General features: G+C 46.9%; 22 protein-coding genes and 4 tRNA genes. 19 read left to right on the plus strand and 7 right to left on the minus strand.

Annotated features, from left to right (window positions below):
* Window positions 1-43 precede the first annotated feature (43 nt).
* The 18 genes from rsmD to LVJ86_RS00830 all read left to right on the plus strand — a co-directional run bounded on the left by rsmD (window position 44) and on the right by LVJ86_RS00830 (window position 16,601).
* Window positions 44-604 carry a 16S rRNA (guanine(966)-N(2))-methyltransferase RsmD gene (rsmD, locus tag LVJ86_RS00745; protein WP_047761920.1) on the plus strand — a complete coding sequence of 187 codons (561 nt, stop codon included), beginning with the start codon at window positions 44-46 and terminating at the stop codon, window positions 602-604.
* Window positions 605-732: 128 nt separating this feature from the next.
* Window positions 733-984 (plus strand): YfhL family 4Fe-4S dicluster ferredoxin, encoded by a 252-nt coding sequence (locus LVJ86_RS00750; RefSeq protein ID WP_047761921.1) that lies wholly within the window; start codon window positions 733-735, stop codon window positions 982-984.
* A gap of 98 nt (window positions 985-1,082) precedes the next feature.
* Window positions 1,083-1,166 (plus strand) — tRNA-Tyr (locus LVJ86_RS00755).
* A 40-nt stretch (window positions 1,167-1,206) separates the two neighbouring features.
* Window positions 1,207-1,280 (plus strand) — tRNA-Gly (locus tag LVJ86_RS00760).
* A 16-nt stretch (window positions 1,281-1,296) separates the two neighbouring features.
* Window positions 1,297-1,371, plus strand: a tRNA-Thr gene (locus tag LVJ86_RS00765).
* 51 nt (window positions 1,372-1,422) lie between these two features.
* A complete protein-coding gene (gene tuf / locus LVJ86_RS00770) occupies window positions 1,423-2,607 on the plus strand; it encodes an elongation factor Tu (protein WP_047761939.1) in 1,185 nt (394 codons plus the stop codon).
* Between the two features lie 9 nt (window positions 2,608-2,616).
* Window positions 2,617-2,692: transfer RNA gene (locus LVJ86_RS00775), tRNA-Trp, on the plus strand.
* A 57-nt stretch (window positions 2,693-2,749) separates the two neighbouring features.
* Window positions 2,750-3,202 (plus strand): preprotein translocase subunit SecE, encoded by a 453-nt coding sequence (gene secE / locus LVJ86_RS11025; RefSeq protein WP_082131274.1) that lies wholly within the window; start codon window positions 2,750-2,752, stop codon window positions 3,200-3,202.
* 2 nt (window positions 3,203-3,204) lie between these two features.
* Window positions 3,205-3,738, plus strand: a complete 534-nt coding sequence (gene nusG / locus LVJ86_RS00785) for a transcription termination/antitermination protein NusG (RefSeq protein ID WP_047761762.1) — start codon at window positions 3,205-3,207, stop codon at window positions 3,736-3,738.
* A gap of 127 nt (window positions 3,739-3,865) precedes the next feature.
* Window positions 3,866-4,294, plus strand: a complete 429-nt coding sequence (gene rplK / locus LVJ86_RS00790; protein WP_047761761.1) for a 50S ribosomal protein L11 — start codon at window positions 3,866-3,868, stop codon at window positions 4,292-4,294.
* A gap of 2 nt (window positions 4,295-4,296) precedes the next feature.
* Complete coding sequence (gene rplA / locus LVJ86_RS00795) at window positions 4,297-4,992, plus strand: 50S ribosomal protein L1 (RefSeq protein WP_047761760.1); 696 nt, start codon at window positions 4,297-4,299, stop codon at window positions 4,990-4,992.
* A gap of 247 nt (window positions 4,993-5,239) precedes the next feature.
* Window positions 5,240-5,740: a 50S ribosomal protein L10 gene (rplJ, locus tag LVJ86_RS00800; RefSeq protein ID WP_047761759.1), complete on the plus strand. Its 501-nt coding sequence runs from the start codon at window positions 5,240-5,242 to the stop codon at window positions 5,738-5,740.
* A gap of 52 nt (window positions 5,741-5,792) precedes the next feature.
* Window positions 5,793-6,161: a 50S ribosomal protein L7/L12 gene (gene rplL, locus LVJ86_RS00805; RefSeq protein WP_047761758.1), complete on the plus strand. Its 369-nt coding sequence runs from the start codon at window positions 5,793-5,795 to the stop codon at window positions 6,159-6,161.
* Window positions 6,162-6,325: 164 nt separating this feature from the next.
* A complete protein-coding gene (rpoB, locus tag LVJ86_RS00810; protein WP_047761757.1) occupies window positions 6,326-10,507 on the plus strand; it encodes a DNA-directed RNA polymerase subunit beta in 4,182 nt (1,393 codons plus the stop codon).
* A 77-nt stretch (window positions 10,508-10,584) separates the two neighbouring features.
* The gene (gene rpoC, locus LVJ86_RS00815) at window positions 10,585-14,763 is read left to right on the plus strand and encodes a DNA-directed RNA polymerase subunit beta' (protein ID WP_047761756.1); all 4,179 of its coding nucleotides are present in this window, start codon (window positions 10,585-10,587) and stop codon (window positions 14,761-14,763) included.
* Window positions 14,764-14,927: 164 nt separating this feature from the next.
* Window positions 14,928-15,293 (plus strand): roadblock/LC7 domain-containing protein, encoded by a 366-nt coding sequence (locus LVJ86_RS00820; protein WP_047761755.1) that lies wholly within the window; start codon window positions 14,928-14,930, stop codon window positions 15,291-15,293.
* A 53-nt stretch (window positions 15,294-15,346) separates the two neighbouring features.
* Complete coding sequence (locus LVJ86_RS00825; RefSeq protein WP_235284624.1) at window positions 15,347-15,865, plus strand: PAS domain-containing protein; 519 nt, start codon at window positions 15,347-15,349, stop codon at window positions 15,863-15,865.
* Window positions 15,858-16,601: a phosphate/phosphite/phosphonate ABC transporter substrate-binding protein gene (locus tag LVJ86_RS00830; RefSeq protein WP_047761754.1), complete on the plus strand. Its 744-nt coding sequence runs from the start codon at window positions 15,858-15,860 to the stop codon at window positions 16,599-16,601. Before LVJ86_RS00825 ends, LVJ86_RS00830 begins: the two co-directional genes overlap by 8 nt.
* A 100-nt stretch (window positions 16,602-16,701) precedes the next feature.
* On the opposite strand, the gene LVJ86_RS00835 is transcribed toward LVJ86_RS00830, so the two are convergent.
* From LVJ86_RS00835 to LVJ86_RS00860, 6 genes are all read right to left on the minus strand, one after another.
* Window positions 16,702-17,496 carry a thiazole synthase gene (locus LVJ86_RS00835; protein ID WP_047761753.1) on the minus strand — a complete coding sequence of 265 codons (795 nt, stop codon included), beginning with the start codon at window positions 17,494-17,496 and terminating at the stop codon, window positions 16,702-16,704.
* Window positions 17,493-17,894 (minus strand): GFA family protein, encoded by a 402-nt coding sequence (locus LVJ86_RS00840; protein WP_047761752.1) that lies wholly within the window; start codon window positions 17,892-17,894, stop codon window positions 17,493-17,495. Before LVJ86_RS00840 ends, LVJ86_RS00835 begins: the two co-directional genes overlap by 4 nt.
* 21 nt (window positions 17,895-17,915) lie before the next feature.
* Window positions 17,916-18,110 carry a sulfur carrier protein ThiS gene (gene thiS / locus LVJ86_RS00845; protein ID WP_047761751.1) on the minus strand — a complete coding sequence of 65 codons (195 nt, stop codon included), beginning with the start codon at window positions 18,108-18,110 and terminating at the stop codon, window positions 17,916-17,918.
* Window positions 18,111-18,394: 284 nt separating this feature from the next.
* Window positions 18,395-19,498, minus strand: coding sequence for an FAD-dependent oxidoreductase (locus LVJ86_RS00850; RefSeq protein WP_047761750.1), 1,104 nt, complete (start codon window positions 19,496-19,498; stop codon window positions 18,395-18,397).
* 25 nt (window positions 19,499-19,523) lie between these two features.
* Window positions 19,524-19,814, minus strand: coding sequence for a hypothetical protein (locus tag LVJ86_RS00855; RefSeq protein WP_047761749.1), 291 nt, complete (start codon window positions 19,812-19,814; stop codon window positions 19,524-19,526).
* Between the two features lie 221 nt (window positions 19,815-20,035).
* Window positions 20,036-21,466, minus strand: a complete 1,431-nt coding sequence (locus LVJ86_RS00860) for a cryptochrome/photolyase family protein (RefSeq protein ID WP_047761748.1) — start codon at window positions 21,464-21,466, stop codon at window positions 20,036-20,038.
* Window positions 21,467-21,628: 162 nt separating this feature from the next.
* Here LVJ86_RS00860 and LVJ86_RS00865 point away from each other — a divergent pair, with 162 nt between their 5' ends.
* Complete coding sequence (locus LVJ86_RS00865) at window positions 21,629-22,030, plus strand: YiiD C-terminal domain-containing protein (RefSeq protein ID WP_280520239.1); 402 nt, start codon at window positions 21,629-21,631, stop codon at window positions 22,028-22,030.
* A gap of 60 nt (window positions 22,031-22,090) precedes the next feature.
* Here the strand turns inward: LVJ86_RS00865 and LVJ86_RS00870 are convergent, their stop codons facing one another.
* A complete protein-coding gene (locus LVJ86_RS00870; RefSeq protein WP_047761765.1) occupies window positions 22,091-22,534 on the minus strand; it encodes a TlpA disulfide reductase family protein in 444 nt (147 codons plus the stop codon).
* Between the last annotated feature and the right edge of the window lie 140 nt (window positions 22,535-22,674).

Here is a 22,674-nt window from a genome sequence, read left to right on the forward strand (position 1 = left end):
CAAAAGCCCCTTTCTGATTCGTTGTTTAAGCGAGTAGTTTATTATGAAAAATATTAAACATAACAATCAAGTGCGAATTATTGGAGGCCAGTGTAGAGGGAGGAAATTAAATTTTTCTGATGCAGAGGGATTGCGCCCTACCCCGGATATGGTGAGGGAGAAGTTGTTTAATTGGTTAGGACAGGATTTAACTAACAAGCGTGTTTTAGATCTTTTTAGTGGTAGCGGAGCTCTTGGCTTTGAAGCCGCATCTCGTTGTGCCAATACAGTGGTGATGGTAGAAAAGAATCAGAAAACTGCCGCACAGTTACGAAAAAGCATAGTGGATTTGCAACTGCATCAAGTCGAAATAGTATGTGCAGACGGGTTAGATTATTTAAAAAGACCTACTATAGGAAAATTTGATATGGTGTTTTTAGACCCTCCGTTCAGCTGGTCTCGGTGGCCATTGCTATTTAACTTGCTAAACAACTGCTTGAACGAGGATGCCATGGTATATATTGAGGCGGGGAGCTTTCCGGAATTGCCTGGATATTTGCAAGCGTACCGTCAAGGGCGGTCTGGGAAAAGTTTTTTTGAGTTATTAATCTATAGCGGCAAGTGACTGAATAAATAGCATTTAATAACTATTCTCAAATTGAAATAATCATTAAATCGAGCTATTGGCTAGTTAGAATATGATATAATCCACCGTTAATCGGTTTTGAATTATTTCTATAAAAAGGAAAAGCAATGTCGCTTTTTATTACAGACGAATGCATTAATTGTGATGTATGCGAGCCAGAGTGCCCTAATGATGCTATCTATCAGGGTGAGGAAATTTACGAAATTAACCCTAATTTGTGTACTCAATGTGTGGGGCATTACGATGAGCCTCAATGTCAGCAGGTGTGTCCGGTTGATTGTATTTTAGTGGATGAAGAGAATCCGGAGACTCCGGAGCAACTTCAGGCTAAATATGAACGCATCGTGGCGGAAAAATAAATTATTTAAAAATATTGAGTTATAAAGTTTCTTTGTTGAAATTTAAAAAACATACTTGACGTGTGTTTTAAGAGTCTATATTATTGCGTTTCTCTTTTGGAGGGATTCCCGAGCGGTCAAAGGGGGCAGACTGTAAATCTGTTGCGTAAGCTTCGAAGGTTCGAATCCTTCTCCCTCCACCAAAATCCAATCTAGTTTTGGAGCAGAGAAACTGGTAAGTATGCGGGTGTAGCTCAATGGTAGAGCAGAAGCCTTCCAAGCTTACGGTGAGGGTTCGATTCCCTTCACCCGCTCCAAATTACAGCATAGAATGCCCATGTAGCTCAGGGGTAGAGCACTCCCTTGGTAAGGGAGAGGTCGGCAGTTCAAATCTGCCCATGGGCACCATCAAGATTATAAATTTATCCAAACTTAAAGCTTAGGAATAGGAAGATTGCCATGGCTAAAGAAAAATTCGAGCGGAGCAAACCGCACGTAAACGTTGGCACCATCGGTCACGTTGACCATGGTAAAACCACTCTGACTGCTGCCCTGACCACCATTTTGGCTGAAAAATTCGGCGGTCAAGCCAAAGGTTACGACCAAATTGACAATGCCCCGGAAGAGAAAGCCCGTGGTATTACCATTAACACTTCTCACGTAGAATATGAAACCGAAACCCGCCACTACGCACACGTAGACTGCCCGGGTCACGCCGACTATGTGAAAAACATGATTACCGGTGCCGCTCAAATGGACGGCGCTATCTTGGTAGTATCTGCTGCCGATGGTCCTATGCCGCAAACTCGCGAGCACATTTTGTTGGCCCGCCAAGTAGGCGTTCCTTACATCCTCGTGTTCATGAACAAATGCGACATGGTAGACGATGCCGAGTTGTTGGAATTGGTTGAGATGGAAATCCGCGACCTGTTGTCAAGCTACGACTTCCCCGGTGATGACTGCCCGATCGTTCAAGGTTCTGCATTGAAAGCTTTGGAAGGTGATGCTGCTTACAAAGAAAAAATCTTTGAACTGGCAGCTGCTTTGGACAGCTACATCCCGACTCCTGAGCGTGCTGTGGACAAACCGTTCCTGTTGCCGATCGAAGACGTATTCTCTATTTCAGGCCGCGGTACAGTAGTAACCGGTCGTGTAGAGCGCGGTATCATTCATGTAGGCGACGAGATTGAAATCGTTGGTTTGAAAGAAACCCAAAAAACCACTTGTACCGGTGTGGAAATGTTCCGCAAACTGCTGGATGAAGGCCAAGCCGGTGATAACGTAGGCGTATTGTTGCGCGGTACCAAACGTGAAGAGGTTGAGCGTGGCCAAGTATTGGCTAAGCCCGGCACCATCACTCCGCACACCAAGTTCAAAGCCGAGGTGTATGTATTGAGCAAAGAAGAAGGTGGTCGTCATACTCCGTTCTTCGCTAACTACCGTCCGCAATTCTACTTCCGTACTACTGACGTTACCGGTGCGGTAACTTTGGAAGAAGGTGTGGAAATGGTAATGCCGGGTGAAAACGTGGCTATTACCGTAGAGCTGATTGCTCCGATCGCGATGGAAGAAGGCTTGCGCTTTGCGATTCGCGAAGGTGGCCGTACTGTAGGTGCAGGTGTTGTTTCTACCGTAATCGCTTAATCTAGTTTGAGGCCAGTAGCTCAATTGGTAGAGTATCGGTCTCCAAAACCGAGGGTTGGGGGTTCGAGACCCTCCTGGCCTGCCAAATAAAAAACTAACCGGCCTTATGCCGGTTAGTTTTCTTTTTATAAATGGGTGCAGAATGACAGACAATACGCCGCCGGAAGATGGTTTGGTACCTAGAGGCCCAGTGAGAGTTGATAGTCGGTCAGTAGATCGACAAGAACCTCGGGGGGCGGGCAAACTGGTTGATATCTTTAAGCTTGGTATTGCAATTGCTTTGGTTTTGGGTGGTTTGTGGGCTTTTTATGGTTTTGCAAATTATCCAAATTATATTAGGGCATTATTTCCTGTATTTGGTGTAGTGCTTGGTTTGATTATAATTTTTTATTGGTGCGGTTTTGGCCGAAGCTTTATCCGGTATGTACATGATTCGGTATCGGAGTTTAAAAAGGTTGTTTGGCCGGCGCGTAATGATGCAGTTCGAATGACTATGTTTGTCATTGCATTTGTTGCCGTGTTGTCAGTCTTTATCTACTTGGTAGATGCGCTGATTTCTTGGTTATTTTTTGATATTCTGTTGAAGAGGGGATAAAAATGTCTAAACGTTGGTATGTTGTGCAGGCTTATTCCGGCTTTGAAAAAAATGTGCAAAAAACCTTAAAAGAACGTATTGCTCGAGAGGGTATGGAGGATTATTTCGGGCAGATTTTGGTTCCTGTTGAAGAAGTTATTGATATTAAGAATGGCCGTAAAACCATTAGTGAGCGTAAATTTTTCCCGGGTTACGTACTTGTGGAGATGCAAATGACTGATGATTCTTGGCACTTAGTGAAGAGCACACCTCGAGTTTCAGGTTTTATTGGCGGTACGGCTAATCGACCTACTCCGATTTCTCAGCGTGAAGTTGATGCTATTTTGCAACAAGTACGTTCCGGTGTTGATAAGCCGAAACCTAAAGTTGAGTTTGAAGTTGGGCAGCAAGTGCGTGTCAATGAAGGACCTTTTGCAGACTTTAATGGCATAGTTGATGAAGTTAATTACGAGCGTAATAAATTGCGTGTATCTGTACAAATTTTTGGGCGAGAAACTCCTGTTGAACTTGAATTTAATCAAGTTGAAAAAATTTGAACTAAAAGTTTGTTTGAATGAGTAGTTGTTTTGCTTGAAAAAAGATTGAATATATTCTATAATTTTCGGTCTGTTTTTGGGGAGCGAGTGTCTCGCGTTATACCCGTTTATTTAGGAGTAATTTAAAGTGGCAAAAAAAATTGTAGGCTACATTAAGCTGCAGATCCCTGCAGGCAAAGCCAATCCATCACCTCCGGTTGGTCCTGCTTTGGGTCAGCGTGGTTTGAATATTATGGAGTTTTGTAAAGCATTTAATGCTGCAACTCAAGGTATGGAGCTTGGCTTGCCAATACCTGTTGTGATTACTGCCTTTGCGGATAAATCATTTACTTTTGTAATGAAAACCCCTCCCGCTTCTGTTTTGTTGAAAAAGGCAGCAGGTTTGCAAAAAGGCAGCTCTAATCCGCTAACTAATAAAGTTGGTAAGGTAACTCGTGCTCAGTTGGAAGAAATTGCTAAAACGAAGCAGCCTGATTTGACTGGTGCTGATTTAGATGCGTGTGTGCGTATCATTGCAGGTAGCGCCCGCTCAATGGGCTTGGATGTGGAGGCTTAATCATGGCGAAGGTATCTAAACGCTTAAAAGCATTACGCGCTTCTGTTGAAGCAAATAAGCTGTATTCGATTGATGAAGCTATTTCATTAGTAAAATCAGCAGCAACTGCCAAGTTTGATGAATCTGTAGACGTTTCGTTTAATTTGGGTGTTGATCCGCGTAAATCTGATCAAGTTATCCGTGGTTCGGTTGTGCTGCCTAAAGGTACGGGTAAAACCACTCGTGTCGCTGTATTTACTCAAGGTGCTAATGCTGATGCAGCTAAAGAAGCTGGTGCAGATATTGTAGGTTTTGAAGATTTGGCGGCTGAAGTAAAGGCTGGTAATCTGAATTTTGATGTTGTAATTGCTTCTCCAGATGCAATGCGCATTGTAGGTCAGTTGGGTACTATTTTAGGCCCCCGTGGCTTAATGCCGAACCCTAAAGTAGGCACGGTAACGCCTAATGTTGCAGAAGCAGTTAAAAATGCGAAAGCTGGCCAGGTTCAATACCGTACTGATAAAGCAGGTATTGTGCATGCAACTATTGGTCGTGCGTCTTTTGCCGAAACTGATCTGCGTGAAAACTTTGATGCCTTGCTTGATGCTGTTGTTAAAGCCAAGCCAGCTGCAGCTAAAGGTCAATACTTGAAGAAAGTGGCTGTATCTAGCACTATGGGTTTGGGTGTTCGTGTTGATACTTCAAGTGTTAACAGTTAATTTCTTAATTTAAGAATTTTCAAGCGGCTTTTTCATTGGATAGAGTCGCTTGTTATGGGCTACTTAAAAATTTTAAGTAGATGTCCAAGACCGTAGGGATCTTTCTTTGATTTAATTGCTTGCGCCCTACGCAGACGGTAGTCCTGAATCAAACCACTTCACTTGTGAAATGTCAAATTTAGGTTGCCGCGCTGGTGAAATACTATAAAAAATGGTATTTCTTTTTTTAAACAGTGGGAGGTAGACCTTGAGTCTCAATATTGAAACCAAGAAAGCAGCCGTAGAAGAGATTAGCAATGCTATTGCAAATGCTCAAACTATGGTGATTGCTGAATATCGCGGTATCAGTGTTGCCAATATGACTGAGCTCCGCGCTAATGCTCGTAAAGAGGGTGTATATTTACGCGTCCTAAAGAATACATTAGCTCGTCGTGCGGTTGAGGGTACTTCATTTGCAGCTTTGGCGGATCAAATGACTGGTCCGTTGGTGTATGCTGCATCAGAAGATGCCGTGGCAGCAGCAAAAGTACTGCATCAGTTCTCGAAAAAAGACGATAAAATCGTTTTGAAAGCAGGTTCTTACAATGGTGATTTGCTGGATGTAGCTCAAGTAACAGAGCTTGCATCTATCCCGAGCCGTGAAGAGCTGTTGTCGAAACTGTTGTTTGTTATGCAAGCTCCTGTTTCTGGCTTTGCACGTGCATTGGCTGCGTTGGCTGAGAAAAAAGCTAGCGAAGAAGCTGCATAATCGTTTGTTACACTGAGATTATTTTTAATACAATATTTGGAGTTTAAATAGCATGGCTATTACTAAAGAAGACATTTTGAATGCAGTTGAATCTTTAACCGTAATGGAATTGAACGAGCTGGTTAAAGCTTTTGAAGAAAAATTTGGTGTTTCTGCTGCTGCCGTTGCAGTTGCTGGCCCTGCAACTGCTGGTGCTGCTGCTGAAGAGAAAACTGAGTTCGACGTGATCTTGGCTTCTGCTGGTGATCAAAAAGTTGGCGTAATTAAAGTAGTACGTGCAATTACTGGTTTGGGCTTGAAAGAAGCTAAAGATATGGTTGACGGTGCTCCTAAAACTGTTAAAGAAGGTGTTTCTAAAGCTGAAGCTGAAGATATTCAGAAACAACTGGAAGAAGCAGGCGCTAAAGTCGAAATTAAATAATTTGATTTTATGTATTGAGGCTGGCAGAAATCTGCCAGCCTTCTTTCGCTTTTAAATAATAAATATTCGGATATTTACATTTATTTACGTTTAAATCAGTTTTAGATTGTAAATAAATGTAAGTGTCTGTTTGTTGTTATTCTTTCTCTTTTGGAGAGTTGTCCATGAGTTATTCGTTTACCGAGAAGAAGCGTATTCGTAAAAGTTTTGCGAAGCGTAAAAATGTTTTGGAAGTTCCGTTTCTGCTGGCAACCCAGTTAGATTCTTATGCTAAATTCTTACAATTAGAAAAGCCTTTTGACCAGCGTACCGATGAGGGTTTGCAGGCTGCATTCCAGTCAATTTTTCCAATTGTCAGCCACAATGGTTATGCACAACTAGAGTTTGTACATTATGTTTTGGGTGAGCCGCTATTTGATATTCCTGAATGCCAATTGCGTGGCATAACTTATGCGGCTCCTTTGCGCGCCCGTATTCGTTTGAAGATTTTTGATAAAGAAACTTCTAAGCCGAATGTTGTAAAAGAAATCCGTGAAAATGAAGTATATATGGGTGAGATTCCATTGATGACACCCAGTGGTTCATTTGTAATCAATGGTACGGAGCGTGTGATCGTGTCTCAGTTGCATCGCTCGCCTGGTGTATTTTTTGAGCATGACCGCGGTAAAACACATTCTTCAGGTAAGCTGTTGTTTTCTGCACGCATTATTCCTTATCGTGGTTCGTGGCTTGATTTCGAGTTTGATCCGAAAGACTTACTGTACTTCCGTATCGACCGCCGCCGCAAAATGCCGGTAACAATTCTTTTGAAAGCGTTGGGTTACTCCGACGAGCAAATTTTGGATACTTTTTACGATAAAGAGAATTTCTATTTATCGAAAAATGGTGTGCAAACGGATTTTATTGCAAGCCGTCTGAAAGGTGAAACAGCTAAATTAGATATCGTTGATAAAGACGGTAATGTATTAGTTGCCAAGGGTAAACGTATCACGGCTAAAAATATCCGTGATATTACCAATGCTGATTTGAGCCGTTTGGATGTAGATGCAGAAAGTTTGCTGGGCAAAGTATTGGCGCGTGATGTTATTGTTTCAGATACCGGTGAGGTTTTAGCTACAGCCAATGAGGAAATTACGGAAGAGTTATTGGCCAAGTTGGATATCCACGGTGTATCTGAAATTCAAACTTTGTATATCAATGAATTGGATCAAGGCGGTTATATTTCCAATACGTTGCGTACCGATGAAACTGCAGATCAACAGGCAGCCCGTGTTGCGATTTATCGTATGATGCGCCCAGGTGAGCCCCCTACTGAAGAAGCTGTTGAATTGTTATTTAACCGCTTGTTCTTTAATGAAGAGAGTTATGATTTGTCTCGTGTGGGTCGTATGAAGTTTAATACCCGCACTTATGAACAAAAACTAACTGAGGCACAAAATGCTTCATGGTACGGGCGCTTGCTGAATGAAACATTTGCAGGAGCTGCCGATAAAGGTGGCTATGTACTGAGCGTTGAGGATATTGTTGCTTCAATTGCGACTCTGGTGGAGTTACGCAACGGCCACGGCGAAGTGGATGATATTGATCATTTGGGTAATCGACGCGTCCGTTCGGTGGGTGAGCTGGCAGAAAATCAATTCCGTAGTGGTTTGGCGCGTGTAGAGCGTGCAGTTAAAGAGCGTTTGAATCAGGCTGAGTCTGAGAACCTGATGCCTCATGATTTGATTAATGCGAAGCCGGTATCTGCTGCAATTAAAGAGTTTTTCGGTTCAAGTCAGTTGAGCCAGTTTATGGATCAAACCAATCCCTTGTCTGAGATTACCCACAAACGCCGTGTGTCTGCCTTGGGACCGGGTGGCTTAACTCGGGAGCGTGCGGGCTTCGAGGTACGCGACGTACATCCGACACACTATGGTCGCGTATGTCCGATTGAAACACCTGAGGGTCCCAACATTGGTTTGATCAACTCGCTGTCTGTCTATGCGCGCACCAATGAATATGGTTTCTTGGAAACCCCGTACCGCCGTGTGGTAGATGGTAAGGTAACCAATGAAATTGACTATCTGTCGGCAATTGAAGAAGGTCGTTTTGTGATTGCACAGGCCAATGCCGAGTTGGATGCGGAAGGTCGCTTGGTAGACGAATTGGTCACTTGCCGTGAAAAAGGCGAAACCATTATGTCAACTCCTGATCGCGTTCAATATATGGATGTGGCAACAGGTCAGGTTGTATCGGTAGCGGCTTCATTGATCCCCTTCTTGGAGCATGACGATGCGAACCGTGCATTGATGGGTGCAAACATGCAACGTCAGGCAGTTCCTTGTTTGCGTGCTGAAAAACCAATGGTAGGTACCGGTATCGAACGTTCGGTAGCAGTTGACTCTGCAACTGCCATTGTTGCCCGTCGCGGCGGTGTCGTGGAATATGTGGATGCTAACCGCGTGGTTATCCGTGTACATGATGATGAGGCAGTTGCCGGCGAGGTTGGTGTAGATATCTATAACTTAGTGAAGTTTACCCGTTCCAACCAATCTACCAATATCAATCAGCGTCCTGCAGTCAAAGCAGGTGATGTACTGCAACGTGGTGATTTGGTGGCCGACGGTGCATCTACCGACTTGGGAGAACTGGCGCTTGGTCAAAACATGACTATCGCATTCATGCCTTGGAATGGTTACAACTATGAAGATTCGATCCTGATTTCTGAAAAAGTTGCTGCAGATGACCGCTACACTTCTATTCATATTGAAGAATTGAATGTGGTGGCACGTGATACAAAACTGGGTGCGGAAGATATTACCCGAGATATCCCGAATCTCTCAGAGCGTATGCAAAACCGTTTGGATGAGAGTGGTATTGTTTACATCGGTGCGGAAGTTGAGGCCGGTGACGTCTTGGTTGGTAAGGTAACGCCTAAAGGCGAAACCCAGCTTACGCCTGAAGAAAAATTACTGCGTGCGATTTTCGGTGAGAAAGCGTCCGATGTAAAAGATACATCGTTGCGTATGCCTACCGGTATGAGCGGTACGGTAATTGACGTACAAGTATTTACCCGCGAAGGTATTCAGCGTGATAAACGTGCCCAATCAATTATTGATGCTGAGTTGAAACGCTATCGCCAAGACTTAAGTGACCAATTGCGTATTTTCGATAACGATGCTTTCAGCCGTATCGAGCGCATGATTGTTGGGCAAAAAGCTAATGGCGGCCCGATGAAGCTTGCGAAGGGAAGCGAGATCACTGCCGAATATTTGGCAAGCTTACCGAGCAAGCACGACTGGTTCGATGTGCGTGTTGCAGATGAAGAACTGGCTAAGCAACTGGAGTTAATTAAACTGAGCTTGCAGCAAAAACGCGAAGAGTCGGATGCATTGTATGAAGTTAAGAAGAAAAAACTGACCCAAGGTGATGAATTGCAGCCTGGCGTACAAAAAATGGTGAAAGTATTTATTGCCATCAAACGCCGTTTGCAAGCCGGTGACAAGATGGCTGGCCGTCACGGTAATAAAGGTGTGGTATCGCGTATTCTACCGGTAGAAGATATGCCTTATATGGCGGATGGCCGTCCGGTTGATATCGTATTGAACCCGCTGGGCGTACCTTCCCGTATGAATATCGGTCAGATTTTGGAAGTGCATTTGGGATGGGCGGCCAAAGGCATCGGACAACGCATCGATGCTATGTTGGCTGAGCAGCGTAAAGTTGGCGAAATCCGTGAATTCCTTAACAAACTGTATAACAGCAGTGGTAAACAGGAAAATCTGGATGAGTTAAGTGATGAAGAAATTCTCGCTTTGGCACACAACTTGAAACGCGGTGCGACTTTTGCATCTCCGGTATTCGATGGCGCGAAAGAAGCAGAGATCCGGGAAATGCTAGATCTGGCTTATCCGAGTGATGATCCGGAAGTACAAAAATTGGGATTCAACGATACTAAAACCCAAATTACCCTATACGATGGCCGCTCAGGCGAAGCGTTTGACCGCCGCGTTACTGTGGGTGTGATGCACTATTTGAAACTGCACCATTTGGTTGATGAAAAAATGCACGCCCGTTCTACCGGCCCGTACAGTTTGGTAACACAACAGCCGTTGGGTGGTAAAGCACAATTCGGTGGCCAGCGTTTCGGTGAGATGGAGGTGTGGGCATTAGAGGCATACGGTGCGGCTTACACGCTGCAAGAAATGCTGACTGTGAAGTCGGATGATGTAACAGGACGTACTAAAATGTACGAAAACATCGTTAAAGGCGAACACAAAATTGATGCAGGTATGCCCGAATCCTTCAACGTATTGGTTAAAGAGATTCGCTCATTGGGCTTGGATATCGATCTGGAACGTTACTAAATACCGGAACGGTTTTCAGACGGCCTATATTGAAAACTTAGGCCGTCTGAAAACAGGCCGTTCCACAAGGAGCAAAAATGAATTTGTCAAACTTATTTAATCCGTTGCAGTCCGCAAGCATGGAAGAAGAGTTTGATGCCATTAAAATCGGCATCGCTTCTCCTGAAACCATTCGTTCGTGGTCATACGGTGAAGTTAAAAAACCGGAAACCATCAACTATCGTACTTTCAAGCCCGAGCGTGACGGTTTGTTCTGTGCCAAAATCTTTGGCCCGGTAAAAGATTACGAATGTTTGTGCGGTAAATACAAACGCTTGAAGTTCAAAGGCGTAACTTGTGAAAAATGCGGTGTTGAAGTTACTTTGTCAAAAGTGCGCCGCGAGCGCATGGGCCATATCGAATTAGCCGCACCGGTTGCACATATTTGGTTCCTGAAATCACTGCCGTCGCGCTTGGGTATGGTACTTGATATGACCTTGCGTGATATCGAGCGTGTTCTGTATTTCGAAGCATTTGTAGTAACCGATCCCGGCATGACTTCGTTGCAGCGCCGCCAACTTCTGACTGAAGACGATTATTACAACAAAATCGACGAGTTCGGTGATGACTTCGATGCGAAAATGGGTGCCGAAGGTATCCGTGATTTGTTGCGTAATTTGGATATTGCAGCCGAAATCGAAATTCTGCGCCAGGAGCTCGAAAGCACTGGTTCGGATACCAAAATCAAAAAAATCGCCAAACGTCTGAAAGTATTGGAAGCATTCCAACGTTCAGGTATGAAGCTTGAGTGGATGATTATGGACGTTTTGCCCGTATTGCCGCCGGATTTACGCCCGTTGGTACCACTGGACGGCGGCCGTTTTGCTACCTCTGATTTGAACGACTTATACCGCCGCGTAATTAACCGTAACAACCGTTTGAAACGCTTGTTGGAGCTGCATGCGCCCGACATTATCGTACGCAATGAAAAACGCATGTTGCAAGAGGCCGTCGATTCGTTGTTAGACAATGGCCGTCGTGGTAAAGCCATGACCGGTGCTAACAAACGCCCGCTGAAATCATTGGCAGATATGATTAAAGGTAAGGGCGGCCGCTTCCGTCAAAACCTGTTGGGTAAACGTGTGGACTATTCAGGCCGTTCGGTGATTACCGTAGGCCCTTACTTGCGTTTGCATCAGTGCGGTTTGCCGAAGAAGATGGCTTTGGAATTGTTTAAGCCGTTTATTTTCCATAAATTGGAAGTGCAAGGCTTGGCCAGTACGGTGAAAGCTGCGAAGAAGTTGGTAGAGCAAGAAGTGCCTGAAGTGTGGGATATTCTCGAGGAAGTAATTCGCGAACATCCGATTATGCTTAACCGTGCGCCGACTTTGCACCGTTTGGGTATTCAAGCTTTCGAACCGATTCTGATCGAAGGTAAAGCGATCCAATTGCATCCGCTCGTATGTGCGGCATTCAACGCCGACTTCGACGGTGACCAAATGGCAGTACACGTTCCGTTGAGCTTGGAAGCGCAAATGGAAGCCCGTACTTTGATGTTGGCTTCGAATAACGTATTGTCACCTGCTAACGGCGAACCGATTATCGTGCCGTCGCAAGATATCGTATTGGGTCTGTACTACATGACCCGCGACAAGATCAACGGTAAAGGCGAAGGTAGCTTGTTTGCCGATGTGAAAGAAGTACACCGTGCTTACCATACCCAACAAGTCGAATTGGGTACTAAAATCACTGTGCGTTTGCGTGAGTGGGAGAAAAACGATCAGGGCGAATTCGAGCCGGTGGTGAAACGTTATGAAACTACCGTAGGCCGCGCGTTGCTGAGTGAAATTCTGCCCAAAGGCTTGCCGTTCGAATATGTAAACAAAGCTTTGAAGAAAAAAGAAATTTCTAAGCTGATTAACGCATCGTTCCGGTTGTGTGGCCTACGTGATACTGTTATTTTCGCCGACCATCTGATGTATACCGGTTTCGGCTTCGCTGCTAAAGGTGGTATTTCGATCTGTGTTGACGACATGGAAATTCCGAAAGAGAAAGCAAGCCTATTGGCCGAAGCAAATGCCGAAGTGAAAGAAATCGAAGACCAATACCGCCAAGGTTTGGTAACAAACGGTGAGCGTTACAACAAAGTTGTAGATATCTGGGGTCGCGCCGGTGACCGCATTGCTAAGGCGATGATGGATAACCTCTCGAAACAAAAAGTATTGGATCGAGATGGTAACGAAGTCGAGCAAGAATCATTCAACTCGATTTATATGATGGCCGATTCCGGTGCGCGTGGTTCTGCCGCCCAGATTAAACAGCTTTCCGGTATGCGTGGTTTGATGGCCAAACCGGACGGATCGATTATCGAAACGCCGATTACTTCTAACTTCCGCGAAGGCTTGACGGTATTGCAATACTTTATTGCGACCCACGGTGCGCGTAAAGGTTTGGCGGATACGGCATTGAAAACCGCTAACTCGGGTTACTTGACTCGCCGCTTGGTAGACGTAACCCAAGATTTGGTAGTAGTTGAAGATGATTGCGGTACTACCGATGGTTTCATTATGAAAGCCGTAGTACAAGGCGGTGATGTAATCGAGGCTCTGCGTGACCGCATTTTAGGGCGCGTAACCGCTGCCGATGTGGTAGATCCTTCTACTAATGAAACGTTAGTGGAGGCAGGTACGTTGCTCAATGAGCAATTAGTTGATCTGATTGACCAATCCGGTGTGGACGAAGTTAAAGTACGTACGCCGATTACTTGTAAAACCCGCTATGGTTTGTGCGCGCACTGTTACGGTCGCGACTTGGCACGCGGTAAACTGGTCAACGCGGGTGAGGCTGTAGGTGTGATTGCCGCCCAGTCTATTGGTGAGCCGGGTACTCAGCTGACAATGCGTACATTCCACATTGGTGGTGCGGCGTCTCGAGCTGCTGCTGCAAGCCAAGTAGAAGCCAAATCAAACGGTACCGCGCGTTTCAGCAGCCAAATGCGTTATGTTGCCAATAATAAAGGCGAGTTGATTGTTATCGGCCGTTCGTCTGAAGTAGTTATTCATGATGATATCGGTCGTGAACGCGAGCGTCACAAAGTTCCTTACGGTGCCATTTTGCTGGTGCAAGACGGAGAAGGTGTGAAAGCAGGCCAAACTCTGGCTACTTGGGATCCTCATACCCGTCCGATGATTACCGAGCATGCCGGCTTGGTACGCTTCGAAAACGTCGAAGAAGGCGTAACTGTTGCCAAACAAACCGATGATGTAACCGGTTTGTCTACATTGGTGGTTATTGACGGTAAACGTCGCGCATCGAGCGCCAGCAAGCTGTTGCGCCCGACCGTGAAACTATTGGATGAGAACGGCCTGGAAGTTTGTATTCCCGGCACCAATACCCCGGTATCTATGGCATTCCCTGTAGGTGCTGTGATTACCGTGCGTGAAGGCCAGGAAGTAGGTAAGGGTGACGTATTGGCCCGTATTCCGCAGGCTTCTTCGAAAACCCGCGATATTACCGGTGGTTTGCCGCGTGTGGCCGAGCTGTTCGAAGCGCGCATCCCGAAAGATGTCGGCATGTTGGCGGAAGTAACCGGTACTATTTCGTTCGGTAAAGAGACCAAAGGCAAGCAGCGTTTGATTATTACCGACGTAGACGGTGTGGCTTATGAAACGCTGATTTCGAAAGAAAAGCAGATTCTGGTCCATGACGGCCAAGTGGTAAACCGTGGTGAAACCATTGTAGATGGCGCTGTAGATCCGCATGATATTTTGCGTTTGCAAGGTATTGAAGCGTTGGCGCGCTATATCGTACAAGAGGTACAAGAGGTTTACCGCTTACAAGGCGTGAAGATCTCCGATAAGCATATTGAGGTGATCATCCGCCAGATGTTGCGCCGCGTAAATATTGTGGATGCAGGCGAAACAGGCTTTATTACCGGTGAGCAGGTAGAGCGCGCCGATGTAATGTTGGCAAATGAAAAAGCATTGGCAGAAGGTAAAGAGCCGGCACGTTTCGAAAATATCCTGTTGGGTATTACCAAAGCGTCGTTGTCTACTGACTCCTTCATTTCAGCCGCTTCGTTCCAAGAAACTACGCGCGTATTGACTGAAGCTGCCATTATGGGCAAACAAGACGAATTGCGCGGCTTGAAAGAGAACGTGATTGTAGGTCGTCTGATTCCTGCCGGTACCGGTCTGACTTATCACCGTACCCGCCGTCAGCAATGGCAGGCGCATCATGAAGCAGAAGTAGCCGAACAGGTTGAGGAAGCAGAATAAGGTAAATCTAGTTACCTAGTAAATGCCCCGTGTGAATAACACGGGGCATTTTTTTATCACTATAGAAGTGATTTTTTAAGCTAAATCAAATAAATTTTGCAGAGAGAGCTATATTATTGCGTAAATAGTAACAAGTGTAATTAAATTATATAAAGGTATTCAATATGGATATGCAAAAAGTAGAAGAGACGTTGAGAAGCCTCATCCGCCATAGTGGCATTTCGGCATCCGTACTTGTCTCCAGTGACGGTTTACCTATTACCTCGGCCTCAAATAAGGCCATAGATGAAGAATTAATCGGTGCTATGGTCGCGGCCATGATGGCGGTGGGAACACGTTCATCTAAAGAAGTTCTTCATGGCGTTTTGGAATATTCCATTATCCATACAGATAACGGCTATATGCTGCTGTTCCAGGTAACCGATTCGATACTTTTGGTTATTACAACAAATCCCAATACCAAGCTGGGTATGGTATTGCTTGCTGCAAAACATGCGTTATCGAAGTTGGTGCCTCAATTTGATTTTTGAGTACTGAATTTTTAGATAACGTTGGCCACATAATATTTTTAGAGAGGGTCTGTATGATGGTAAGTATTCATGACGAAAAGCTAAAAGTACCGTATCCGGGCGGTAGCGAAGTTGTAGAACATATACAGCAATACCATGATGATCCCGGTGAGCGGATTATTTACACTACTGATAAAGAGCACATGTTTCCCGAAGGTGCATTAATTGTTTCCCGCACTGATTCGAACGGCATCATTACACATGCTAATGATGTTTTTGTAGAAATTAGCGGCTGGTCGCGGGAAGAATTAATCGGAGCCCCCCATTCGATATTGCGGCACCCCGATATGCCGCAGGCGGCTTTTGCAGATTTATGGGCCACTATCAGAAGAGGAGAACCATGGGTCGGTTACGTCAAGAATTTATGTAAAGACGGAGGATTTTACTGGGTATACGCCAGTGTTTTACCGAATATCCGAAAAGGTAAACTGCTTGGATACAGTTCGATTCGCCGTAAGCCCTGCCGCGATAAGATACGAGAACTAGAGCCAGTTTATGCGGCGATGTTGGCAGAGGAGAAAAGCCATGCTTAGTCTGATGGTAGTTCCCAACTATATGCCTGAAGAATTTGGCGCTTGGTATATGCTGAATACTTGGTTGCAGGGGCAAAGCGGCCTGCCTATTAATTTAGTAATGCCGGAAAGTTTTGCAGCAGTTGCCCAGCATCAGCAAACCAAACCGAGTGCAATGGTTTATGTGAACCCTTTCGCCGCAAAAACATATGTAAGGCAACAAGGCTACTTACCATTGGTACGCCCTAATACAACCGATGAAATTGTTTTGATCTGCCGGGCAGACTCTGAAATCAATCGCGTAGAAGACTTAAAAGAAGCATTTACACTTGCGGTTAGCGCCAACGAAGATGCCAATTATGTAGCTTTACGCCTGCTTGAGCCGGCAGGCGTGGATGAAGCAAATATAAAATTGGTGCAACAAGACAATTATTTGGCAGTTGCTCTGGCGGTTGCACGCAGTATTGCTGATATCGGTGTGGTATCTGCGAGGGTGGCCGCACACTTCAGCAGCATTACTCTTAGCCGTTTAAAAATTATTTTGCACAGCCGTATTAATGAAATCCATCATGTATGGCTGTATCAGCCGCAATGGCAGAGAGAGGCCGACAAACTACGCCCCTTGCTGGTAAATCTGAATAAGCATCCCAAAGGCTTGGCGCTCTTATCTTCGTTAGGTATTCCGGAAGGTTTTTCTACGCTGCAAGAGGAGGACTTGGAATTCATGATTGATGTAGTCGACACTTTGCGGAAATAAATATTTATTCATGTTGCCCGTTTAAGAGCTTCAATAGATAGGCCGTCTGAAATATATTTCAGACGGCCTATGTGTGTATTAAGAGCATCAAAAGAAAATTTTAATATTCTGCCGAATGCCAAAACGGTTGTCCTACCGTGGGCGTGCTGGCTTGGGCTTGCTCGCGAGGTATAATCGGTGCGGCTTCATATGCCAAGCGGCCGGCTTCGACCGCACAGGCAAACGCACGCGCCATATCAATGGGATTACCGCTGCGAGAAACGGCGGTATTCAGCAAAACGGCGTCATAGCCCCACTCGATAACTTGGGTGGCTTGAGAGGGCAGTCCTAAGCCCGCATCAATAATCAAGGGCGTATCGGGCAGGCGTTCGCGCAATACCCGTAAAGCATACTCATGTACTACGCCCAAGCCGGTGCCGATAGGGGCTGCCCAAGGCATAAGAGCCTCGCACCCGGCATCCAACAGTCTGCGGCAGGCGATCAAGTCTTCCGTGCAGTAGGGTAGTACTTTGAAACCCTCTTTAATCAAAATGGATGCCGCCTCTACCAGCTGGAACACATCCGGTTGCAGCGTATCGTCATCACCTATCAGTTCAAGTTTAACCCAGTCGGTTTCGAATACTTCGCGCGCCATTTGTGCGGTGGTTACCGCTTCTTGTACGCTTTGGCAGCCGGCGGTATTGGGCAGAATAGGAATCCGCATTTCTTGCAGCAGCTGCCAAAAAGCCTGACCGTGTGCTTGTCCATCGCTGCTTTGCCGTCGTAACGATACGGTAATCATAGCCGGAGAAGCGGCCTCGATAGAGGCGCGCAGGATTTCCATAGTCGGATATGCCGCCGTACCCAGCAATAGGCGGCTGGTGAAATTTTGCTGGTAAAGAGTCAACGTACTCATGTTTGTTTTTCAGGCGGCCATTGTGTGTGTTGGGGAAGATCGCTTGATGAGGCCGTCCAAGGACAGTCGTCTTGCGTCCAGATGTGATAGGAAGGGCGCAAACCCGGATCTTCATCAAGCGTAGTAACTCGCAGAGCGATATGGGGCAGGCTTTCGCGGTCGCTCATAATCGGTGTGCCGCATACGGAGCAGAAGCGGCGGTATTTTCCCGGGCTGGATTCGTAGGCCGACAGTAAGTGTTCGCCGGAGAGCCAGCGGAAATCGCTACGCAGTACCGCGCCGCCGGCGATATAAGGCGCACCTTGGGCTTTTTGGCAAGTACGGCAATGGCAGAGTTGGATGTATTGGATACGGTCTGCTTCATATCGCACCGCACCGCACAAACAGCTTCCTTGCATATTTTTCTCCCGAGAGGACGTTCAGCCACCGACAACCGGACGCACAATATCTACATGGTCGCCTTCGCAAAGCGGATGTCCGTGATAGTTGCTTTTAGGAACAAAGGCCGTATTGACGGCAACGGCAAAGGGAAGGGCGGGCTGCCGCTCTGCCAGCAGGTCGGCAACGGTATGCCCTGAAAAATCAATGATTTCACCATTGAGTAGGATATTCATAGTTCACCCGAGTGAATGGATGGTAGACGCAAATACAGAGTTTGTTTGAGGTAACGATTAATCCCCGATTTTTTTTGGGCTTTTTCTAGTTGTGGGTGGCTTTTTTATTTATATAAATTAATGCTTTGTAAATTTAATTTCCAAGAAAATCCATTTTAACAAAGAGAACCATTTTTTATATTTTCAAACTTTTAAAAGGTCTATGCTATTGGCGTGAGCCGATTGGTATTATAAGACAATAATCGGTTGTATTCTAATAATTTTTTCTGTACTTATTTTGTGCCCTATGGATTGTTCCGATTACGTATGGGAATATAAAGCAGCCCGCTTTCGGAATCTTGTTCAGGTATGTTTTGCTGATGTTGTAATGCGCCAATCAGGCGGGCGGCGGCGGCGGTAACGGCGGGGGCAATCATAAAACCATGTCGGAAAAGGCCGTTGATTTCTACTAGGCTGCGATCGGTTCGGTAGCGGATTTCGGGATTATGGTGGTTGAGGGTGGGGCGTAGTTTGGCGGCAAATTCTAAGATTTGCGCTTCTCCGAATGCGGGGTGGACGGCATAGAGGGCCGATAGTAATTCCAAGCCTGAGCGTACGCTGGCGGGCGCTTCGCTTTCACTTTCGATTTGGGTGGCGCCGATAACGAATACGTTGTTTTGTTTGGGGGCAATATATAGAGGATAGCGCGGATGCAGTAACCGAACGGGGCGGTTGAGCGATACTTCGGGCGCATATACCCGTGCTACTTCGCCGCGTACACCGCGTAGGCGGCTGCCGTTTTCAGACGGCCTGTTCCATGAAGATTTGGCACCTATACCCCGGCAGTCGATAACGCAGGCGAATTGTTTTTGTAAAGTTTCGATATCGGTTGTCCGGTGCCAATGGCATTGTACGCCGAGTTGTTCCGCCTGATTTGCAAGTGCGGCGAGTATTTGGCGGTTGTCTAGCTGGCCTTCTTCGGGCAGATAGAATCCGGCTTGAAAACGCCCGCGCAATTGGGGTTCGGCAGCGGCAATATCGGCGGCCTGCCAGTATTGTAAGCCGGTGCCTGCACGGTGAAGGTGTTGTTCGAATTGTCGGGCCAGCGGTTTGTCTTGGCTGTGCCAGACAATCAGGCTGCCGTTTTGCTGCATAAAAACGGGTGTGTCCAAACGTTCGATGATAGCGCGCCATATAGGCAGACTTTGGTATCCGAGCGCAATCACCTCCGGGGTTGCCTCTACTGATTCGGCGGCAGGCGCCAGCATGGCGGCGGCGATGTAGGCGGCGGCATTTTCTCCGTTTCGGCTGCCTTGTTCGAATAAGGCCGTCTGAATCCCTTGTTCGGCTAATCGGATGGCGAGAAGCCGGCCGCAAAGGCCGCCGCCGAGAATCGCGGTTGTAGGCATGGTATTTCCTTCGGGAATGTTTGAATCAGCCGGCCTGATGGTAAATTTTAGCCATCAACACCAGCGGGAAGCCGATTTGCCAAAGCATCAGCAACAGGCTTTGGATGGCCGTACCGCTGTCGCGCAGCCGTAGGGCCAATACGACGGCCGCAATGGCGACAATAGCGCCGGCAAAGAGAAATACGACTGCCGCAAAAGCGGCGATGTCTTGGCTTTGGCTGTGCCGTGCTAACAGTAGGGTGCCGGTAACGGCGGTAAATACGGCGATATTTCTGTAGAGTTTCGGTTGCAGCCAAATCGGGGCGGGTGAATTCATGGGCTTTCCATTATCGGTGGTTACAAGGCGGGAAGGCTTATTTTAACCTGTCTGAAAATGGTGTTAACACGGTTGCCAGTGTTTTTTGCCGGTTGTTGGCTTGCCTGTTTTCAGACGGCATTGTAAAAGCCATGGCTTATGCCGCGTGCTCTTGATATGGCCGGTACGGGGCGGCTGGTTTGGTTTCTTTTAAATATTTTTTAACAACATGAAACATGAGTTTATGCGTCAGATGCCGTCTGAAAACGTTGGGCAGCATCTTTAAATAAGGCAAGGGCTTTTTCGCGCTGGGTGGCATGGTCGACTATCGGGGCGGGGTAGCCGTGGGTATTGATGCTGTTTTTGGCTAGCCAAGGGGCATGGATAACATCTTTCCCCAAGTGGGCGAGTTCCGGAACATAACGGCGGATAAACGTGCCGTCGGGGTCGAATTTTTGCGATTGGGTAACCGGGTTGAAAATACGGAAATAAGGCTGGGCATCGCAGCCCGTACCGGCCGCCCATTGCCAACCGCCGTTGTTGGCCGCCAAATCGAAGTCGAGCAGGTGGCGGGCAAACCAGGCTTCGCCCAGCCGCCAGTCGCATAATAGGTCTTTCACCAAAAAATTGGCGGTAATCATGCGCAGGCGGTTATGCATATAGCCGCTGGCAGCCAGTTGGCGCATGGCGGCATCAACAATCGGATAGCCTGTTTGCCCGTTTTGCCAACGTTCTAAAAAACCTTCGGGATTCGGCCAATCGATATCACGGTATTCGTCCCGCCAGCTCTCGTGTGCGACGCGGGGATGGTGGAACAGGAATTGTTGGTAAAATTCGCGCCAAATCAGTTCGGTGAGCCAGGTTTGCGCACCTTCGTTATCGGCTTGGCGTGCCAGATAAACCAAATGGCGGATCGACAGTGTGCCGAAGCGTAGATGCGATGCCAGATAGGAAACGCCTTTTTTCGCCGGAAAGTCGCGGCTGATATGATAAAGGGCGATGCGCTGCATAAAATCGGTCAACATGGTTTGTGCGGCGGTTTCCCCGCCGGTTATTGCCAGAGGTTGGGGAGTAAACCCTAAGTCGGCTAATTCGGGTATCGGTGGCGTGCGTTGCGCGGCTTCGGGTAAGCGGGACTGAAGTTGCGACAGTGTTTGCCAGTCGTCTGCGGGCTGCCAGCCGGCGTAATGTTGCGCATAAGCGGCCAGCCAAGCTTTTTTATAAGGTGTGAATACACTGTAAGGGCGGCCTTGTTGGTTCATGACGGCGGCTTTGGCCAATACGACCTGATCGGTTACCCGTATCAGGCTGCGTCCTTCGGCATCAAGTTTGCGCCAAACATGGTTATCACGCATGATGGCCTGGGGTTCGTAGTCTTCGGCGCACACAACCGAAGCCGCTTGAAGCCGTTCGGCAAGGGCGGGAATTTCATCCTCCGCACGTCCGTATAAAACCCATAGGGGAACATTTTTTTCAGCCAGCGATTGGCGCAGTTCTGTCAGACATTGGCGGATAAAGGTGAGGCGGCGGTCATCGGCGGGCAGGCCGTTGAGAATATCGGTATCGAATACGAAAACACCCACCAGCGGTAAGCCTCGGCGGATGGCGGTTTGTAGGGCGGTGTGGTCGAAAAGGCGCAAATCTCGCCTGAACCAAACAAGTGTGGTGTTCATCAACTGCTTGCCGTGGGCGGAAAAATATTTTTATTTTAGCGTAAAATAATGACTTATCAAGTATTCAGACGGCCTTCGGGATAAACTTCCCGAATCTTCTGGCCGGAAACGGAGTCAGCAAATGAACGCGCAGCAATTGGAATATTTTTTCTTCATACGAACATCTCTGCCAGCCGTGCTTTAGGTATTACCGTGGGCAGTTGTGCGCCAGATAGCGTGGTGTTGGATGTTCCTTTCGTCGCCAATTGCAACCATCACCACAGCATATTCGGCGGCAGTATGGTTTTATCGGCTACTTTATGTGCGTGGGCTTTGGTGCATATCAGGCTGCCCGAGGCCGAAGGTAAAATCGTGGTGCAGGAAAGTAATATCCGTTATCTGAAACCGGCGAAGAATAATTTGCGGGTGGTGTGCAAGGTGGAAGCTAGCGATGAAGTCGCGTGGCAAAAGTGCAGGCAGATGTTGGAGGAGAAGGGAAAAGGGCGGATAGAGCTGGCGTGCGGTTTGTACGACGGGGCCGATTTGGCTGCCGAGTTTGTCGGGCGTTATGTGGTTTGGATGTAAATATTACCGATGCCGTCTGAAATAATGCAAAGTTTCAGACGGCATTGTTTAGTATTAGCCTTAGCGACATTTTTGTTTTGCAGTATTTAATGCCTCATCGAGCTTGCGGGCGTTGGCTTCTCCCAAAAAGGCTTGGCGGTAGCCGCATTTGGGAACTTCTATCAGGGTGAACGGCAGTGCGCCCGTATTATTGCCGAATTTTTTCATAAAGCCGCGGCTGTCGTTGCCGGTATAGCGCCAGATGGGATAGCTGACAGGCGTTTGGCGGAGGAAGGCTTGAATATTTTCTTGACGGTCAAGTGCGATACCGACCATATCCACGCTGCCTTTTTTCTGTTTGCGGTACCAGCCTGACATTTCGGGCATTTCTTTACGACAGGGTGCGCACCATGTTGCCCATAAATTAATAATGCGTACGGGGGCTTTGAGATGGCTCATATCGCGGGGCGTCCCGCTCTCCCATTCCTGTAGTTCCGAGGCAAAGGAGGAGCAGCTTAATGACATTAAAATGGCACATAAGGGCAGTATTTTTTTCACAGCTTCTTCCTTATTCGGATAAGAGGTTTGGGAGCTGTTATTGTAACGCTTCAGACGGCTTGTTTAGAAGCTGTTAATCATCGGTTGGATAAAAGCAGAGTAATCTC

It is taken from the genome of Neisseria arctica (assembly GCF_022870905.1).
GTDB lineage: Bacteria > Pseudomonadota > Gammaproteobacteria > Burkholderiales > Neisseriaceae > Neisseria > Neisseria arctica.

Excerpts from the sequence above, each read along its gene's own strand:
- LVJ86_RS00855 (WP_047761749.1), bottom strand. The coding sequence starts at position 19,814 with ATGAATTCACCCGCCCCGATTTGGCTGCAACCGAAACTCTACAGAAAT.
- LVJ86_RS00830 (WP_047761754.1), top strand. The coding sequence starts at position 15,858 with ATGCTTAGTCTGATGGTAGTTCCCAACTATATGCCTGAAGAATTTGGC.
- rpoB (WP_047761757.1), top strand. The coding sequence starts at position 6,326 with ATGAGTTATTCGTTTACCGAGAAGAAGCGTATTCGTAAAAGTTTTGCG.
- LVJ86_RS00850 (WP_047761750.1), bottom strand. The coding sequence starts at position 19,498 with ATGCCTACAACCGCGATTCTCGGCGGCGGCCTTTGCGGCCGGCTTCTC.
- LVJ86_RS00750 (WP_047761921.1), top strand. The coding sequence starts at position 733 with ATGTCGCTTTTTATTACAGACGAATGCATTAATTGTGATGTATGCGAG.
- rplA (WP_047761760.1), top strand. The coding sequence starts at position 4,297 with ATGGCGAAGGTATCTAAACGCTTAAAAGCATTACGCGCTTCTGTTGAA.
- LVJ86_RS00820 (WP_047761755.1), top strand. The coding sequence starts at position 14,928 with ATGGATATGCAAAAAGTAGAAGAGACGTTGAGAAGCCTCATCCGCCAT.
- LVJ86_RS00840 (WP_047761752.1), bottom strand. The coding sequence starts at position 17,894 with ATGCAAGGAAGCTGTTTGTGCGGTGCGGTGCGATATGAAGCAGACCGT.
- rsmD (WP_047761920.1), top strand. The coding sequence starts at position 44 with ATGAAAAATATTAAACATAACAATCAAGTGCGAATTATTGGAGGCCAG.
- LVJ86_RS00835 (WP_047761753.1), bottom strand. The coding sequence starts at position 17,496 with ATGAGTACGTTGACTCTTTACCAGCAAAATTTCACCAGCCGCCTATTG.
- LVJ86_RS00870 (WP_047761765.1), bottom strand. The coding sequence starts at position 22,534 with ATGTCATTAAGCTGCTCCTCCTTTGCCTCGGAACTACAGGAATGGGAG.
- LVJ86_RS00825 (WP_235284624.1), top strand. The coding sequence starts at position 15,347 with ATGATGGTAAGTATTCATGACGAAAAGCTAAAAGTACCGTATCCGGGC.
- secE (WP_082131274.1), top strand. The coding sequence starts at position 2,750 with ATGACAGACAATACGCCGCCGGAAGATGGTTTGGTACCTAGAGGCCCA.
- rplL (WP_047761758.1), top strand. The coding sequence starts at position 5,793 with ATGGCTATTACTAAAGAAGACATTTTGAATGCAGTTGAATCTTTAACC.
- rpoC (WP_047761756.1), top strand. The coding sequence starts at position 10,585 with ATGAATTTGTCAAACTTATTTAATCCGTTGCAGTCCGCAAGCATGGAA.
- nusG (WP_047761762.1), top strand. The coding sequence starts at position 3,205 with ATGTCTAAACGTTGGTATGTTGTGCAGGCTTATTCCGGCTTTGAAAAA.
- LVJ86_RS00860 (WP_047761748.1), bottom strand. The coding sequence starts at position 21,466 with ATGAACACCACACTTGTTTGGTTCAGGCGAGATTTGCGCCTTTTCGAC.
- thiS (WP_047761751.1), bottom strand. The coding sequence starts at position 18,110 with ATGAATATCCTACTCAATGGTGAAATCATTGATTTTTCAGGGCATACC.
- tuf (WP_047761939.1), top strand. The coding sequence starts at position 1,423 with ATGGCTAAAGAAAAATTCGAGCGGAGCAAACCGCACGTAAACGTTGGC.